At 33.0% G+C, this 16,643-nt stretch carries 19 protein-coding genes; 12 read left to right on the plus strand and 7 right to left on the minus strand.

Annotated elements, in window-relative coordinates:
• Positions 1 to 98 precede the first annotated feature (98 nt).
• On the plus strand, positions 99 to 242 hold the full coding sequence (locus AA088_RS18310; RefSeq protein ID WP_157547132.1) for a hypothetical protein: 144 nt from the start codon (positions 99 to 101) through the stop codon (positions 240 to 242).
• Between the two features lie 58 nt (positions 243 to 300).
• Here the strand turns inward: AA088_RS18310 and AA088_RS09485 are convergent, their stop codons facing one another.
• From AA088_RS09485 to AA088_RS09505, 5 genes are all read right to left on the minus strand, one after another.
• Positions 301 to 729 carry a DUF2147 domain-containing protein gene (locus tag AA088_RS09485; protein ID WP_046744749.1) on the minus strand — a complete coding sequence of 143 codons (429 nt, stop codon included), beginning with the start codon at positions 727 to 729 and terminating at the stop codon, positions 301 to 303.
• A gap of 12 nt (positions 730 to 741) precedes the next feature.
• Positions 742 to 1,308 (minus strand): chalcone isomerase family protein, encoded by a 567-nt coding sequence (locus AA088_RS09490; protein ID WP_046744750.1) that lies wholly within the window; start codon positions 1,306 to 1,308, stop codon positions 742 to 744.
• A gap of 67 nt (positions 1,309 to 1,375) precedes the next feature.
• On the minus strand, positions 1,376 to 2,320 hold the full coding sequence (locus tag AA088_RS09495; RefSeq protein ID WP_046744751.1) for a YihY/virulence factor BrkB family protein: 945 nt from the start codon (positions 2,318 to 2,320) through the stop codon (positions 1,376 to 1,378).
• Positions 2,320 to 3,180 (minus strand): carboxylating nicotinate-nucleotide diphosphorylase, encoded by an 861-nt coding sequence (gene nadC, locus AA088_RS09500; protein ID WP_046744930.1) that lies wholly within the window; start codon positions 3,178 to 3,180, stop codon positions 2,320 to 2,322. The genes AA088_RS09495 and nadC overlap by 1 nt, the downstream gene beginning before the upstream one ends.
• 139 nt (positions 3,181 to 3,319) lie before the next feature.
• Positions 3,320 to 3,529: a hypothetical protein gene (locus AA088_RS09505; protein WP_046744752.1), complete on the minus strand. Its 210-nt coding sequence runs from the start codon at positions 3,527 to 3,529 to the stop codon at positions 3,320 to 3,322.
• Positions 3,530 to 3,940: 411 nt separating this feature from the next.
• Between AA088_RS09505 and rlmH the strand changes: the two genes are divergently transcribed.
• From rlmH to AA088_RS09540, 7 genes are all read left to right on the plus strand, one after another.
• Complete coding sequence (gene rlmH / locus AA088_RS09510; RefSeq protein WP_046744753.1) at positions 3,941 to 4,414, plus strand: 23S rRNA (pseudouridine(1915)-N(3))-methyltransferase RlmH; 474 nt, start codon at positions 3,941 to 3,943, stop codon at positions 4,412 to 4,414.
• Between the two features lie 15 nt (positions 4,415 to 4,429).
• Positions 4,430 to 5,008, plus strand: coding sequence for a non-canonical purine NTP diphosphatase (locus tag AA088_RS09515; protein WP_046744754.1), 579 nt, complete (start codon positions 4,430 to 4,432; stop codon positions 5,006 to 5,008).
• Between the two features lie 6 nt (positions 5,009 to 5,014).
• Positions 5,015 to 6,019 carry a hypothetical protein gene (locus AA088_RS09520; RefSeq protein WP_046744755.1) on the plus strand — a complete coding sequence of 335 codons (1,005 nt, stop codon included), beginning with the start codon at positions 5,015 to 5,017 and terminating at the stop codon, positions 6,017 to 6,019.
• 217 nt (positions 6,020 to 6,236) lie between these two features.
• Positions 6,237 to 8,027 (plus strand): DEAD/DEAH box helicase, encoded by a 1,791-nt coding sequence (locus tag AA088_RS09525; protein ID WP_046744756.1) that lies wholly within the window; start codon positions 6,237 to 6,239, stop codon positions 8,025 to 8,027.
• Between the two features lie 116 nt (positions 8,028 to 8,143).
• Positions 8,144 to 8,920, plus strand: coding sequence for a carboxypeptidase-like regulatory domain-containing protein (locus tag AA088_RS09530; protein ID WP_046744757.1), 777 nt, complete (start codon positions 8,144 to 8,146; stop codon positions 8,918 to 8,920).
• Between the two features lie 186 nt (positions 8,921 to 9,106).
• A complete protein-coding gene (locus tag AA088_RS09535; protein WP_046744758.1) occupies positions 9,107 to 10,744 on the plus strand; it encodes an alpha-amylase family glycosyl hydrolase in 1,638 nt (545 codons plus the stop codon).
• Positions 10,745 to 10,965: 221 nt separating this feature from the next.
• Positions 10,966 to 11,439 carry a DUF1801 domain-containing protein gene (locus AA088_RS09540; protein ID WP_046744759.1) on the plus strand — a complete coding sequence of 158 codons (474 nt, stop codon included), beginning with the start codon at positions 10,966 to 10,968 and terminating at the stop codon, positions 11,437 to 11,439.
• Between the two features lie 6 nt (positions 11,440 to 11,445).
• Here the strand turns inward: AA088_RS09540 and AA088_RS09545 are convergent, their stop codons facing one another.
• Entirely contained in the window at positions 11,446 to 12,102 is a 657-nt protein-coding gene (locus AA088_RS09545) for a TrmH family RNA methyltransferase (RefSeq protein WP_046744931.1), read from the minus strand.
• A gap of 113 nt (positions 12,103 to 12,215) precedes the next feature.
• Between AA088_RS09545 and AA088_RS09550 the strand changes: the two genes are divergently transcribed.
• Together AA088_RS09550 and AA088_RS09555 are read left to right on the plus strand one after the other, a co-directional pair.
• A complete protein-coding gene (locus AA088_RS09550) occupies positions 12,216 to 13,394 on the plus strand; it encodes a tetratricopeptide repeat protein (RefSeq protein ID WP_157547133.1) in 1,179 nt (392 codons plus the stop codon).
• Positions 13,376 to 14,077, plus strand: a complete 702-nt coding sequence (locus tag AA088_RS09555) for an SIR2 family NAD-dependent protein deacylase (protein WP_046744761.1) — start codon at positions 13,376 to 13,378, stop codon at positions 14,075 to 14,077. Before AA088_RS09550 ends, AA088_RS09555 begins: the two co-directional genes overlap by 19 nt.
• Before the next feature lie 12 nt (positions 14,078 to 14,089).
• Here AA088_RS09555 and AA088_RS09560 read toward each other — a convergent pair whose 3' ends face one another.
• Positions 14,090 to 14,566 (minus strand): heme-binding domain-containing protein, encoded by a 477-nt coding sequence (locus AA088_RS09560; RefSeq protein WP_046744932.1) that lies wholly within the window; start codon positions 14,564 to 14,566, stop codon positions 14,090 to 14,092.
• 35 nt (positions 14,567 to 14,601) lie between these two features.
• Here AA088_RS09560 and AA088_RS09565 point away from each other — a divergent pair, with 35 nt between their 5' ends.
• Together AA088_RS09565 and purB are read left to right on the plus strand one after the other, a co-directional pair.
• Positions 14,602 to 15,174, plus strand: a complete 573-nt coding sequence (locus AA088_RS09565) for a hypothetical protein (RefSeq protein ID WP_046744762.1) — start codon at positions 14,602 to 14,604, stop codon at positions 15,172 to 15,174.
• Positions 15,175 to 15,243: 69 nt separating this feature from the next.
• A complete protein-coding gene (purB, locus tag AA088_RS09570) occupies positions 15,244 to 16,587 on the plus strand; it encodes an adenylosuccinate lyase (RefSeq protein WP_046744763.1) in 1,344 nt (447 codons plus the stop codon).
• The last annotated feature ends 56 nt before the right edge of the window (positions 16,588 to 16,643 follow it).

Raw genomic sequence — 16,643 nt, forward strand, 5'->3', positions numbered from 1 at the left:
TTTTTTACGCTTTTACAAACACCAACCTATGGTAAGGTTTTTCCCTATCAAAGAGTCAATTCGTTTTTGTAATTTATTTGAATACTAAAAAATTAATCATGAAGAAACAAAATTTTAAATCATTAGCATTACACAAAAGATTAATTTCAACTTTTGAAGTAAAAAAACTAATTGGAGGAAATGAACCAACCGACCAGCAAGGCTGGACAACTTGTGTAGTCACGCGCTGTCATCATCATTAATAAACATAAAAAAACCACTCAAGTTGAGTGGTTTTTTTTATGAATTTACATCATTTTATTAGTTGACACGATACCAATTTTGAGTTCTGTAAAAAAAGGCAACATACCCTCTAACGTAGAGTTTATCTTTATTTTCGTCGTCAAGCCAAATTTTACATTTATATTCTTTTCCTTTTTCAGGATCTAATATTTTTCCTCCTTCATATTCATCATCATCTTTTTCTAATCCATTAATGATAACCATTCCTAAAACTGGTTGATCTTTACGAGTGTCGTTGCATTTTTCGCAAATAGCATTACGTCTTTCAGTATTGATGATATCAACCACTTTTCCATAGATTTTACCGTCAGTTTCATAAATTTCTACGATTGATTTGGCTTCGCCTGTTTCATCATCAATCGTTTTCCATTTTCCAACAACGGTTTGTCCAAAATGGTTTTGAAGTCCGAACGCTATCAAAAGAACACAAATGATATATTTTTTCATTCTCAAGTATGTTTAGTTACCTAACATTCCTTCTTTCAATCTATTGTCTGCTGGCTTGTTAGACAACCAGATTCCGAACAATGCTTTTTTAAATTCTAATCCAGCAATTGTTCCTTTTTTTGTTCCGTTTTTGTATACAACTACACCTTTATCTTTAATATATACAATATCAAAAATATCTCCATCATTAATCTCATCACTAAAGAATCCTTTAAATGTTTCTATTTTATTTGCAATTGCCGCTGTATTTCCATTGGTAGAATTCTCAAAACCTTCATCAACCGCATTGATCATTTTTTTACTAGAAATTAGTCGAGAGGTAATGTGCAATTTGATTGCCATTGTTTCATCGGCATTCATGATACTATACGCATCACTAGACTTTTGTTGTAGGTACAATCCACCAGAATACAACTTAAACCATGCTTTTTTACGAACTCCTGCTCCATTGTAGATAAGTTTTTGACTTTCAAATGTAACAGACTCAGGAAGTGTAGCAGATCCAACTTCAATTTGAGCAGATACACTACTCACTCCTACGATTAAAAAAGCGATGAACGCAAAAATTGTCTTTTTCATTTTAATTGGGTTTATTTATAATTTTACGCTTGTAAGATACTACTTTTTATTATGCTAACATAATATTTTAAGCGGTCTCTCTTTTGATTTTTAACATATCGATTGAAGCATTTAATTCAAATCCTAAAAGTAATATATTAGCATTCAGCCATATATACAACATCAAAATCAGCAACGCTCCAATAGAGCCATACAACTCATTGTATTGAGAAAAGTTTGCTATATATATCCCGAACAAGTAGGAAGTCAACAAAACTAAAATAGTAGTTAGCAATGCTCCGGGAGAAAAAAATCGAGCTCTTCTTCCTTGATGCGTCCCGAAATAATATAAAATAGCAGTTCCTACATATACCATTATTACTAAAAATAGAAATTTTGCTATTTCAATTCCAGTTTCTCCTGCAGTGGTATCTACTACTGAATTTCTCCTGCCAAAACTACTGATATACGGCATATAAATTTCAACATATCCTAATACTGCTATTGTAGAAATCAACAACAATGCCAAAAGTAATCCAACACTTAAAGCATATAAATATTGTTTAAAAAAGTTTCGCTTTTTGAGTATATAATACGAGTTTTCAAAACCAGCAAAGATAGCACTCACACCATTCGCCATTAAAAAAATAGATAGTAAAAAAGTAGAGGAAAGCAATCCGCTTCGTTTATTTTTAACAATATCTACAATAATTTCATTTAGATAGTTTCCAGATTCAGAAGGAAGAAATGAAGTAATGGTTCCTATAAAATTTGCTTGAAAGTCTTGAATTGGTATGAATGGTAATAAATTTAAGAAAAAAAGTAACGAAGGAAATATCGCCATAAAAAAGCTAAATGCTACTGCGCCTGCACGAGAAGTTACTGCTCCATTTACAATACCTACAATATACATTTCTAACAAGTCGTAAAGCGATAGTCCTTCCAACCCAGGAAGTTTAATTTTCTTGAGAAATCTAACTATTATATTTAATAGCGGAATTTTAGCTAGCTTTTCTTCAATTTCTTTTGACATTAATCCACTGCTTTTAGACTCAAATCTAAATTGTATACTGAATGCGTCAATGCTCCAGAAGAAATATAGTTGACACCACATAGAGCATACTCTCGAATTGTATTTTCATTAATTCCTCCTGAAGATTCTGTCAAGCACTTATCTCCAATCATTTTTACCGCTTTTCTAGTATCTTCATAATTAAAGTTATCGATTAGAATTCGATATACGCCTTCATTTTGTAAGATTTCCTTGATTTCTTCTAGGTCACGCGCTTCTACTATGATTTTAAGATCCAAGTTTTGCTCTTTTAAATAGTTCTTGGTTTGTGTAATCGCAGGTGTAATTCCTCCACAAAAGTCTATATGATTATCTTTTAACATAATCATATCGTATAATGCAAAGCGATGATTTACTCCACCTCCTATTTTGACCGCCCATTTTTCAAGAGCACGAATTCCAGGAGTTGTTTTACGAGTATCTAGTATTTTTGTTCCTGTACCTTCTAATAGTTGTACAAATTTATTTGTTTTGGTAGCAATCGCACTCATACGTTGCATTGCATTTAATACCAAACGTTCAGCTTTTAGAATGGATTGCGACCTTCCAGTTACATAAAAAACAATATCTCCATATTGAACTTTACTTCCATCTTCAATTAATGTTTCTACTTTCATTTCTGCATCTACATAAGCAAACACCATTTTAGCAAACTCAACACCCGCAATGATTCCTTCATCTTTTACCAACAACTTTGCTTTTCCAATTGCATCAGCAGGTATACAAGCTAAAGAGCTATGGTCGCCATCACCAACATCTTCTCGGATAGCATTTGAAATGATAAGTTCTAATTCTTTTTGAAATTGTGTTTCTGAAATCATTGTTTTAAGAATAAAAGTATTTATTTCAAAATTGCAAAGTTTATGTTGCATATCAAAATAGAAACTCAATAATTATTCTTAAATAAAAAAGCATCACTCTCGAAAGAATAATGCTTTTTCATATCAAATTATGACTTTTTTAACAGTGAAAGCTATCATCTGATGAGCACCAACATTCTGATGCAATATCTCTTGATTGTGTCCAGCAAACTGTTTCTATCGTAATTGGTGCTGGTTCATAAGGCACACAATTATAACTTCCTGGAGGTCTACCTCCATTTAGCTTTGATAAGTTCCCAATTGTGTTTTTTGATAATTTTAATTTTCCTAATTGCTTCTTTTTTTTCATGATTGTATAATTTATTATGGTTCGTAAAATATGTGTTTTTAAACTGACTTACCTCTAATGTGGTTAATCAATAACCTGCTTAAGTTATTGAAATAGATACCTATCTACTACAAATACAGGAAAAATCGTAAGATTCTTTGACAAGCTGTATGAGGAACTGAACGTGGCGGACATCCAATAGAATCTAGCAATGGTTCTGCTGGTTGACAAGCTCCTTCCTTGTATGGCAGAAACTTTAAAATTCTATACTCTCTTTTTACTCAACGATAGTTTTCTTACATTTCTTTTTTTCATTTTATAAAGATTTTAAGTTATTAATTGAATCTTAAATTAGTAACCTTTTTGCTCAACTTCAAACAATAATGGTGGCGCTTTATAAAATATCAGCTCAAAATAAGTTACTTTTATCGCATGAATATAAAATTGCTTGCCATAGGAAGAACAGACGACAAACAACTGCTACAGTTAATAGAGATGTATGCTAAACGCTTGTCTCACTATGTCAAATTTGATTTAGAAATTATTCCTGATATTAAAAACACAAAGAATCTCAATGAAGCGCAACAAAAAGAGAGAGAAGGTGATTTGATTCTAAAAAAAATAACTCCTACTGATGTGTTAATTTTACTGGATGAAAATGGAAAACAATTTTCTTCTGTAGATTTTTCAAATTATTTGCAAAAAAAAATGAATGCAGGAATTAAAACGTTGGTATTTATTATTGGCGGACCTTATGGTTTTTCCCCACAAGTATATGCTAAAGCACAAGGAAAAGTATCATTGTCAAAAATGACCTTTTCACACCAAATGGTTCGTCTGTTTGTAGTTGAACAAATTTATAGAGCCTTTACTATTTTAAGAAATGAGCCTTATCATCATCAATAAAAAAGCACCCTGATTATGAAACTCGTATTTGCCACTAACAATCAAAATAAGGTTAAAGAAGTTCAATCGCTTTTACCAAGCCATATTACTATTTTAAGTCTCAAAGACATAGGCTGCGATGAAGATGTCCCTGAAACACAACCTACCATTGAAGGAAACGCCATTCAAAAAGCTCAATATATAAAAAAGCATTATGGGTACGATTGTTTTGCCGATGACACCGGATTAGAAGTAAAATCATTGAATGGAGAACCTGGAGTTTTTTCTGCTCGTTATGCCGGCACGCAACGAAATGCTGATGACAACATGAATAAGTTACTCCACAATTTAAAAGATAAAAAAGATCGTTCTGCACATTTTAAAACAGTCATCGCTTTGATTTTAAATGGCAAACAACACACATTTACAGGAATTTGTGAAGGAACTATCATCAAAGAAAAACGTGGTGAACAAGGATTTGGCTACGATCCTATTTTTGTAGCAGAAGGTTTTACAGAAACCTTTGCTGAAATCTCCCTTGAAGAAAAAAATCGTGTCAGCCATCGTGGAAAAGCGGTACAAAAATTGATACACTTTTTGAGTACCAAAAACTAATCAATCTTGAAAATATACCAACTTTCATTCGTTTTTCTTGTATTACTAACTGCTTCCTGCACCAAAACAGTCACTGAAACTGTTACAAAAACTGTTGTTGAAAAAGAAATTGTCTATCTTCAAAAGAAAAATGATACACTCTTAAAAGTAAATCTACCCACAAACGATAGAGATTTTTATCAATTCAGAATTTTAAAAAATGATACTATTTTTTATGCAGGTAAAGACACTATTAGCCGAAAACCATCTTTTGATAAACTTGATAGCATTTACAACATAAAAGCGACTTTCGAAAATATAAAAGTAAGCATTGGAGGATATTACGAATACATTCAAAAGGCAGCTATTCATAACGTGACCAAAACGAACGACGCAGGATTAAAATTTGACTATATAGTTAAAAAACTCACACAAGTGTATCGAGATTCTGTAGCATCCGGAATAGCAAGAACAAAACATCATTTACAATTTTTTCGTCCAACAAATACTTCCAAACCTGCGTACGAACTTAACTTTTACACTGATGCTCTTCAGGTTTATGAAGACGAAAGCCTACTGTTGACAACTATTTTTGGCTGCTGTACAAGCTTACCTGAATATGAATTGTTTGACTTAAGAGGAAATTTTATTTTCAAATCGAATAATTTAATTAAACGAATTAAAACTGAATATGGTTCGTTTTTAATTAGCCTACTAAAAAATCAAGTATTTGATGCTATGACTATTGTTATTCAAGATAAACATAAAGAAAAACAATATGTAAGCCTTTCACATGAAATCCATAATTATTACTTTGGGCAAAATTTTCAGTTAAAAATTAAAAATAATAAAAAAACTGAAAAAGGAGATTATGACAAACCCTTGGAAAGCTATCATCTTAAATCCTTAGACGATATTGAAATCTGGATTCCATTTGGCAACAAAGACACCTTAAAAATTCCTTTCAAAAATGAAAAAGCGTTTGGTATAGATTATCCACAAATCAAAGTGATGTTAAATGGCAAAAAATAACCATCTGATTTTCAATATCATAAAATTCTATCAACTGCAAAATAATCTATTTTAGATAATCTACTGAAATTCAAAATAAAACACTACCTTTGCCGCTTGAAATCTCAGAGCGAGATGAAGTTATGCAGCGTCAAGGTATTTTAGTAAGGTCGTAACGCTCCAATGTAACTTCAAAAGACAGCATAAAAAAGCTGCACGAACCTTTTAAAATTACAGTATGACAAAATTTGAAGAATTAGGTCTTCAAGATTCGCTATTGCGCGCAATTCAAGACATGGGCTTTGAAACGCCGAGCGAAGTACAAGAAAAAGCAATCCCAATTTTATTAAGCGAAGAAACTGATATTGTGGCACTTGCCCAAACAGGAACTGGTAAAACAGCTGCTTTTGGCTTTCCATTGATTCAAAAAATAAACGCAGACAGTCGAACCACACAAGGATTGATTTTATCTCCTACACGAGAACTATGTTTGCAGATTGCCAACGAATTAAAAAACTACGCTAAATATGAAAACATTAACGTAGTAGCAATTTATGGAGGTGCGAGTATTACAGATCAAGCTAAGCAGGTAAAAAAAGGAGCTCAAATTGTTGTAGCTACGCCAGGTCGTATGCAAGATATGATCAATCGTCAAATGGTAGATATTTCGAAAATTGAATACTGCGTACTTGATGAAGCTGATGAGATGTTAAACATGGGATTTTATGAAGACATCACGTCTATTCTATCACATACACCTAACGATAAAAGTACATGGCTTTTCTCTGCAACCATGCCAAAAGAAGTGGCAACTATTGCAAAAGAATTCATGTACAATCCAAAAGAAATTACTGTTGGATCTCGAAATTCTGGTTCTGATAGCGTGCAACATGAGTATTATGCCGTAAGTGGTAGAGATCGTTACTTAGCTTTAAAACGATTGGCAGATGCTAACCCTGATATTTTTTCTGTTGTTTTTTGTAGAACCAAAAGAGACACACAAAGTGTTGCTGAAAAATTAATTGAAGATGGATACAATGCAGCTGCCTTACATGGAGATTTAAGTCAAAATCAGCGAGATCTTGTGATGAAATCTTTCCGTACTCGTCAAATACAAATGTTAGTTGCCACCGATGTCGCAGCACGTGGTATTGATGTTGATGATGTAACACATGTTATTAATTATCAACTTCCGGACGAAATTGAAACCTATACTCACCGAAGTGGTCGTACAGGAAGAGCTGGAAAAACAGGTGTTTCTATGGTAATTATTACCAAAAGTGAAATGCGCAAAATCAAATCGATTGAGCGAAAAATACAAAAGAAATTCGAACAAAAATCCATCCCTACTGGTATGGAAATATGTGAAATTCAGTTGTTTCACCTCGCAAATAAAATTCACAATACCGAATCCAATAATCAAGTCGAAGATTACCTTCCTAAAATCATGGAAATTTTTGAAGATACATCTAAAGAAGAATTGATTAAACGTATGGTTTCTGTAGAATTCAACCGATTCTATAATTATTACAAAAATAAACGTGACTTAAATCAGCCAAAAGATTCTAGCGAAGAACAATCATCACGAAGAGGAAGTAATGAACACAGTACGCGTTACTTTATTAATGTAGGTTCAAAAGATGGTTATGATTGGATGCGTTTGAAAGATTTCTTGAAAGAAACTCTAAGCTTAGGTCGTGATGATGTGTACAAAGTAGATGTAAAGGAAAGTTTTTCTTTCTTTAATACTGATACCGATAAAAAATCATTGGTATTAGCTCATTTTACTGACTTTAAAGTAGATGGACGCTTTGTCAATGTGGAAGAATCTACCAATACTGGCGGTAGCGGTGGCGGAAAACGTCGTAAAGATGGAGGACGCAAACGTCGCACCAAAGATCGAGACACTAATAATGATAATAGCAGACGTAGAAACCGTAGAAGTGAACCTGCAGAAGCTTCTAACGGACGAAAAAAACGCAGAAGCGAAGGCGGCGAACGATTTAGAGGTCGTTCTCGAAGAAAGTAAACTCAAAATTTGTTAATATTTAGTAAAAAGTGTGCTTTGGCACACTTTTTCTCGTTTTGTTTAGTACTTTTATAGTCCAATTAGTCGAAAAGACTCTATTTCAAACAATTGCATGCATGAAAAAGGTGTATACTTTTTTACTTCTATTTTTAACTATTACTACAATTTCTGCCCAAACTGAAGAAAAATTGTACGCAAGGGTGATTAATGACGCTGATGAAAAGCCAATGGCTAGTGTACACGTAGTGAATCTTACAACTATCAAAGGAGTAATAACCAATGAAAAAGGTGAATTTGAAATTACCGCAAAACCTGACGATGTATTATTCTTTTCATTTCTTGGTTTTAAATCAATCAAAGTGCGTGTTACCAATGACATGTTGAAATATAAAAACTCTTCCACAATTCGATTAACGGAATTAGCATATGCTTTGGAAAAAGTAATATTGACACCCTATCAACTTACAGGATATTTAGAAATTGATGCTAAAAACGTACCTATTCGTCCAAATTATCGTTACCGAATTGCTGGACTTTCTACGGGTTATGAAGCAGGAGAAAAAGCTCCTGGAGCAATCTCAACAGTATTAGGCGCTATTTTTAATCCCGCAGATTTTTTACAAAAACTTTTTGGTAAAAAACCACAACAAATGCGCAAATTGCGCCAAATGAAAGAAGACGATAAGATTAGAGAATTATTAGCTTCTAAATTTGACCGACAAATGCTTCGCGAACTCTTACAAGTAGAACGTGTTGATATTGATGAAATTCTTTCACTCTGTAACTATTCAAAAACATTTATTACCGAAGCTAATGATTTGCAAATTCTAGACGCAATCAATGATTGTTATGAAGAATATCGCGTTCTAAGTCGTCAAAATAAAGATAAATAGTTTTTAGCTTGCATTTTGCTACTTAAAAACACTCTTTTTTTTTGTAAAATACCACTTCATTTTACACATATACACATACGCAATCGTTATCGTTATTATTTTTTATAAGGATTCTGTGTTTGACAATATGAAAAGAACTTTGTATCTACTATATTGCAAAGAATCAACCATAACAAACACGAACACATGAAGCGTTTATTCATACTCATTTTCTGTATAATTTTCATCATTGCATGCAAAACCAATTCATCAGAGAATAACAAATCTGTCAACAAATCTCAACCGTTTGTTTGGGAAGCTGCCAATGTATATTTTATGCTGACTGATCGTTTTTACAACGGAAATGAATCAAATGACGTTAATTATGACAGAACCAAACAACCGGCTAAACTTAGAGGTTTTATGGGCGGTGATGTAGCAGGAATAACACAAAAAATCAAAGAAGGATATTTTGATGACCTTGGTGTAAATGCTATTTGGTTTTCTCCTGTACTAGAACAAATCCATGATAGTACTGATGAAGGAACCGGAAATACGTATGCTTTTCATGGATATTGGACAAAAGATTGGACTAGCTTCGATGCAAATTTTTGTACCCAAAATGAATTTAAAGAATTAATTGAAACGGCTCATCAACATGGCATTCGTATATTAATGGATGTTGTAATGAATCACACTGGTCCTGTAACCCAAAAAGATTCTGTTTGGGAGACAGATTGGGTGCGAACTGAACCGAGTTGTACCTACAAAAATTATGATACAGCAGTCAATTGTACATTAGTCAAAAATCTTCCTGATGTATTAACCAATAGTGAAGAAGAAGTCTCTTTACCTGCTACATTAGTAACCAAGTGGAAAGCAGAAGGTCGTTACGAACAAGAAACAAAAGAATTAACTGCTTTTTTTGAACGTACTGGCTTAAAAAAAACACCTAGAAACTACCTCATTAAATGGTTGACAGATTATGTTCGTGAATACGGAATTGACGGGTATCGTGTAGACACTGTAAAGCATGTTGAAGAAGAAGCTTGGAATGCATTAAGTAAAGAAGCTAGAGCTGCCTTTCAAGCGTGGAAAAAAGCCAATCCTGAAGCAGTATTGGATAATCAAGACTTTTTTATGTTAGGAGAATTGTATGGCTATGGAATTGATGGACATCGCTATTATGATTTTGGCGATCAAAAAGTTGATTATTACACTCATGGCTTTGACAATTTAATCAATTTTCAATTCAAATATGATGCGCAAAAAGACTATGAAGCTATCTTTTCAAAATATGATAGCATTCTTCATAACGAGTTAAAAGGCAAGAGCGTTATGAATTACATCAGTTCGCATGATGATGGTGACCCTTTTGACAAAACACGAGAAAAACCATATGAATCTGCAACTAAATTGCTCCTAGCTCCAGGAATTTCACAAATTTATTATGGAGATGAAACGCAGCGTTCTTTAATCATTGAAGGTACAAATGGAGATGCCACTTTGCGCTCGTTTATGAATTGGGAAGCAATCAACAATCCTGAAATAAAAAAAATACTCACGCATTGGCAAAAATTGGGGCAATTCCGAAAAGCGCATCCAGCAATTGGTGCAGGAAAACATACAATGATTTCTCAAAGTCCGTATGTATTTTCGAGAACTTTCAACACTGATAAAGTGGTGATTGGATTGAATCTTCCGAAAGGTGTAAAAGAAATCTCCCTAGGAAATCAATTTGAAGACGGAATTGAAATAACCGATCAGTATTCTGGAAAAACAGCAGTAGTAATTGATGGAAAAGTAACAATCGATTCCGAATTTTCGATAGTGTTATTGCATTAACACTACTCAAAATAGCCAAAAGAATACTAAAATAGTATACATCATCCAATACTGTACAATAGTATCTTTTTAAGGTTATTTAAGGTTGTATTCTTGAAAAGTATCATCCTAAATGGATACTTTTCTTTTATTTATTCAAACCTAGTCTTAAAAATCCTTTATTCCCAAGATGAGAGAATAACTAAAAAAATTAGTACTTTTAATTTCATAAAAATACTCCTATGAAATACACAGCAAATTCAATTGAAGCATACATCGAACAACTTCCTGAAGAACGCAAAGAACCTATTACAAGACTTAGAAATATACTTTTGGAAAATTTACCTGATGGTTTTTCTGAACAGGTTAACTACAACATGCCTTCATTTGTAGTTTCACATGCTATTTATCCAGGCGGTTATCATTGCGATCCGAAACTTCCTTTGCCTTTTATTAGTTATGCTTCTCAAAAAAACTTTGTGGCACTATATCACATGGGAATTTATGCAAAAAAAGAGTTATTAGACTGGTTTGTTGCAGAATATCCTAAGCATTGTAAGTACAAGTTAGACATGGGGAAAAGTTGCATCCGCTTTAAAAAAATGAACGATATTCCTTATGAATTGATTGCTGAATTGGCAAAAAAAATGTCTCCAAATGATTGGATTGAACTTTACGAAAAAAATGTAAAAGGAGATACAAAACAACCCAAATAACTCCGGCTAAGAATGAACCTCATGGTAACGTCGTAAAACATCTTCTACACTACGGATGGATTTTTTACACCAATCGAGACGTTTTTCCATTATTTCAGTTTCACTCAAACGCCAAGAAATTGTAGAATTTCTAAGTTTTGCAGTAACATGTTGCATTGTAATTGCGGCAGAAACAGAAATATTTAAACTTTCAGTAAAACCTACCATGGGGATTTTTAAAAATTCATCTGCTTGCGACAAAACCTCTTCACTCAACCCTTCTCGTTCTTTTCCAAAAAAGAAAGCAGCCTTTTCAGTGATGTCAAAATCATGTAAATATTGAGAGTCTCCATGCGGTGTCGTAGCAACAATCCGATATCCTTGTGCTTTCAGTGAATCAATACAAACCTTAGTCTCAGAATAACGGTGAATATCAACCCATTTTTGTGCGCCCATAGCAATTTCTCTGTCCATTTTTTTACCTAAGCGCGCTTCAATCACATGCACATCTTGAATTCCAAATACGTCACAGCTTCGCAGTACCGCACTTGTGTTATGCAATTGATACACATCTTCAACCGCAACAGTAAAATGACGCGTACGTTCTTTTAATACCTTTGAAAATAATTCTTTTCTTCTATCGGTCAAATATCCCTCTAAATGTTCTAACAACTTCTTGTCTATCATACCACAAATCTATTATTAAAAACACTTTTCACCAAAATGAAGAGATGTTTTACAAAAACGTTTTGTTCCTGCATAATTTCCCTATTTTAGTAAATTCTAATACGAATGCAATGAGATTCTTTTTTTCAATACTATTTTCTTTTTTCACTTTTACAATGTGGACACAAGAATCCAATGAAGTGTTTGCTGAAAATAATTATGAAAACAACCTAAAAGTAGTTGCATTCGCCAAAAAACTATTGAACTCTTTTCATGAGTATGATACTCGTTTTTTTTATACACATTTTCATAAGGAAGCATTTGTTTCAACAGTGATAGACACTCAAAAAGAACCTTTTGAAAAGAATTTACAGACATTTCAAAAAACTTTTGAAAAAGGATTTTTACAAGAATATTTCAAAATTCCAGAAAACATTCATACGTTAATTAAAAATGGCGCTTCGTTTGATATTGTAAACTACTATTACCATTTAGATGAAAAAAAATACCATTTACTTTTTCGGTTATTTACCGAAGAAGATCATATTGATTACTACGATTTTCAACTCGATTATGTAGATGATGATTTTTTGGTGGAAGACTTATACAGATACAAAGCAGGTGAATATCTCAGTGAAACATTAAAAAATATTCACACTATTGTACATTCCAATTTTTCTGGAGATACTCAAGAAAACAGAAAACGGCAACAAGTTTACTTCTTTTTAGTTCGCTACAGTACTCTATTTTCCAACAATTATGAACGAGCGTTTACAGCAATACAAAATCTAAAAGGAGACTTTACTAATAGTAAGCTATATCACACTGCAAAAATAGAGATTGCTTCTCAGATTAATGATGTATTTTACATGGAAGCCATTGATGAATTTCTAAAAAAGTTTCCTTATGATACGTCTACAAGTTTGTATGCGTTAGACTATTATTGTCTTCTCAAAAATTACAATGCGTCAATGAGCATCTTAGATGATCTTGCTGAAGTTACAGAAGATGATTTTCTAGAGTTTTTACGGGCAAATGTAGCAATGCAATTTGACGACTACCAAACTGCCGAAAAAGGATACGCGTATATTGTTAATCAATATCCTTACTTTAATAGCGGATTTATCAGTTTGATTTTATTATATGATGAACTACAAAAACATGAGGATAATATTGTGTTATTAAGTAGAATCATTGAAAATACAGAATATACCAAACAAGATTTAATCAATTTTATTGATGACAAAACCAATGAATTAAAACATTTACCTAACGCCCAAATATATAAACGATGGAAAAGAAAAAAATAGTTATCCTTACGGGTGCTGGTATTAGTGCCGAAAGCGGTATAAAAACATTTCGTGATGCAGATGGTTTATGGGAAGGGCATGATGTAATGGAAGTCGCTTCGCCAGTTGGCTTTAAAAAAAATCCTGCATTGGTTCTTGATTTTTACAATCAACGAAGAAAACAGTTAAAGGAAGTTGTGCCCAATCAAGGACATATCTCTTTGGTAGCATTGGAAACACAATACAATGTAACTATTATCACTCAAAATGTGGATGATCTTCACGAACGCGCAGGTAGTTCACATATTATACATTTACATGGAGAATTAACGAAAGTCAGAAGCACTCTAGCACCTTACAAAGTTTATCATCATACCGAAGATATCACACTAGGAGATTTATGTGAAAAAGGGGGGCAATTACGTCCTCATATTGTTTGGTTTGGTGAACAAGTACCTATGATTGAAACGGCTATTTCTGAATGTGTACAAGCCGATATTTTACTTATCATTGGAACTTCAATGCAAGTATATCCTGCTGCAAGTTTGATTGATTTTGTGCCACAACACACTGATATCTACTTTATTGACCCTAAACCAGCATTACCTCAAAAATCATATCAAAATTTGACTGTTGTGGCCGAAAATGCTTCAACAGGAGTTCCCAAAGTTGTTCAGTCACTACTTGAAAAGATGACTAACTAAAAAATTGAAGACCTACTGAGGCTGTCCCTCTTTTATTTTTAACATTGCCCGAGAAGTATTTACCCAATCTTCAATTTCTTTCACTTGTGCATCTGTTAATTTTGCATCGCTATGTGTCCATAAATAAGAAGCTATAGGCATATGTCCTTCTTTAATTTCTTCAATAACTTCTTCCAATTTATGATCCTTTCTCTTGGTAGAATATGAACTCCATTCGGAAAAATTCAATTCTTCTTTTCCATGATCTACATGCCCTTTCATCCAATAAGAAATAGGCTCTATTTTTCCATACCAAGGATATCGTGTGTTATTAGAATGACAGTCATAACAAGCTACTTGAAGTGTTTTTTGTACTGAAGCTGGCGGATTGGTTTCTGCAATAAACGGATTAAGATCTGCAGGATCACTCTCATTCAATTCTGGACCAAAAAATTGTAAAATTACCAAAGCAATCAATGCTACTACTGCTATTTTTTTGACTATCTTCATTTCTTTATTTTTATAGAGGTCTAAAATATAAAAAAATGACATTCGAGCAACTGTATTCAGAACTTAATTATGTGAATCATTCTCGCGAAAAGCGAAATTATTATGCCAATATAGTACTAAATCATCCTGAACTTCTACCTACACTTTTAAAAGTTGTTTTTACTGTTGATGATAAAATCTCTGCCAGAGCTGCTTGGTTGTTCGAATTTGTAGCTAGAGAACAATTGGACGCTATACTTCCGTATATTGACCTATACATAGAAAATATGCAAAAAGTATATTTAGATCCTGCTGTTCGACCAATGGCAAAAGTAGCTGAATACCTTATAGAAGCTTATTATCACAAAACCCCTAATTTGACAAAGGAAAAACTGACTAAAAAACATCGTGAAAAAATTACAGAAACTTGTTTTGATTGGATGATTAGCAATCAAAAAGTAGCTGTAAAAGCGTACTCTATGCGTTCTTTATATTTACTAGGAAAAGAATTTGATTGGATTCACGATGAGTTGATTGTTATTTTAGAACGTGATTTTGCCTCACAAAGCGCCGCTTTTAAAGCTAGAGCTAGGCAACTAATCCAACGAATGAAAAAAGCGAGAAAATGAACGTTTAAAATTTTATTACCAGCATTGTAAAAAGTATATTTGTGTCTTCTAAACTACAACACAACAACAATGACGCTTACAACGCTTAACGCCATTTCTCCTATTGATGGAAGGTATCGTTCAAAAACCATCGCTTTAGCAGATTATTTTAGTGAAGAATCTCTAATTAAATATCGAGTACTCGTAGAGATTGAGTATTTTATTGCTCTTTGTAATATTCCATTACCTCAACTTGAAAATTTTGATGCTTCTTTATATGACGATTTGCGAAATATTTACGAAAATTTTTCAACTGCTGATGCTGAAGCAATCAAGGATATTGAAAAAGTAACCAATCATGATGTAAAAGCGGTAGAATACTTTATCAAGCAAAAATTTGATGAATTATCTATTTCTACTTACAAAGAGTTTATTCACTTTGGTTTGACTTCTCAAGATATTAACAACACTGCAATACCTCTTTCTATCAAAGAAGCTTTGCAAAATGTGTATCTTCCTGAATTGACTAGTGTTTTAATAAAATTAAAAGAATTGGCCAACGAGTGGTCTGAAGTTTCCATGCTGGCAAGAACCCATGGACAACCAGCTTCTCCTACTCGCTTAGGAAAGGAAATTGAAGTTTTTATTACCAGAATAGAAGCTCAAGTTGAATCTATTGCCGGAATTCCGCATGCAGCCAAATTTGGTGGAGCCACTGGAAATTTTAATGCTCACAAAGTAGCCTATCCAACTATTGATTGGAAAGCGTTTGGTTCTGACTTTGTAGAACGTGTATTAGGATTGCATCATTCTTTTCCAACAACTCAAATAGAACACTACGATCATGTAGCTGGAATTTTTGATGGCTTGAAACGCATCAATACGATATTAATTGATTTAGATAGAGATTTTTGGACGTATATTTCGATGGATTATTTTAAGCAAAAAATCAAAGCTGGTGAAGTTGGTTCTTCTGCTATGCCACATAAAGTAAATCCAATTGATTTTGAAAATAGCGAAGGAAATTTAGGTATTGCAAATGCTATTTTTTCACATTTAGCTGCCAAATTACCTATTTCAAGATTGCAACGAGATCTTACCGATTCAACAGTTCTTAGAAATGTAGGTGTTCCTTTTGGACATACGGTAATTGGTTTTCAATCTACATTAAAAGGGTTGAACAAATTATTACTTAATCAAGACAAATTTGACGAAGATTTAGAAAATAATTGGGCAGTTGTTGCAGAAGCAATACAAACAATTTTACGAAGAGAAAATTACCCAAATCCTTACGAGGCTTTAAAAGGATTGACACGTACTAATGAAAAAATTACAGAGACTTCTATCTCAAATTTCATAGACACTTTGTCGGTTTCTGATGCCATAAAATCTGAATTAAAAAATATAAATCCAACGAATTACACAGGAATTTAACTTGAACTGTAATTTAAGATATTTTTTTTATTAATTTAGCGACGCCAAGAACTAAC

It is taken from the genome of Kordia zhangzhouensis (genome assembly GCF_001005305.1).
GTDB lineage: Bacteria > Bacteroidota > Bacteroidia > Flavobacteriales > Flavobacteriaceae > Kordia > Kordia zhangzhouensis.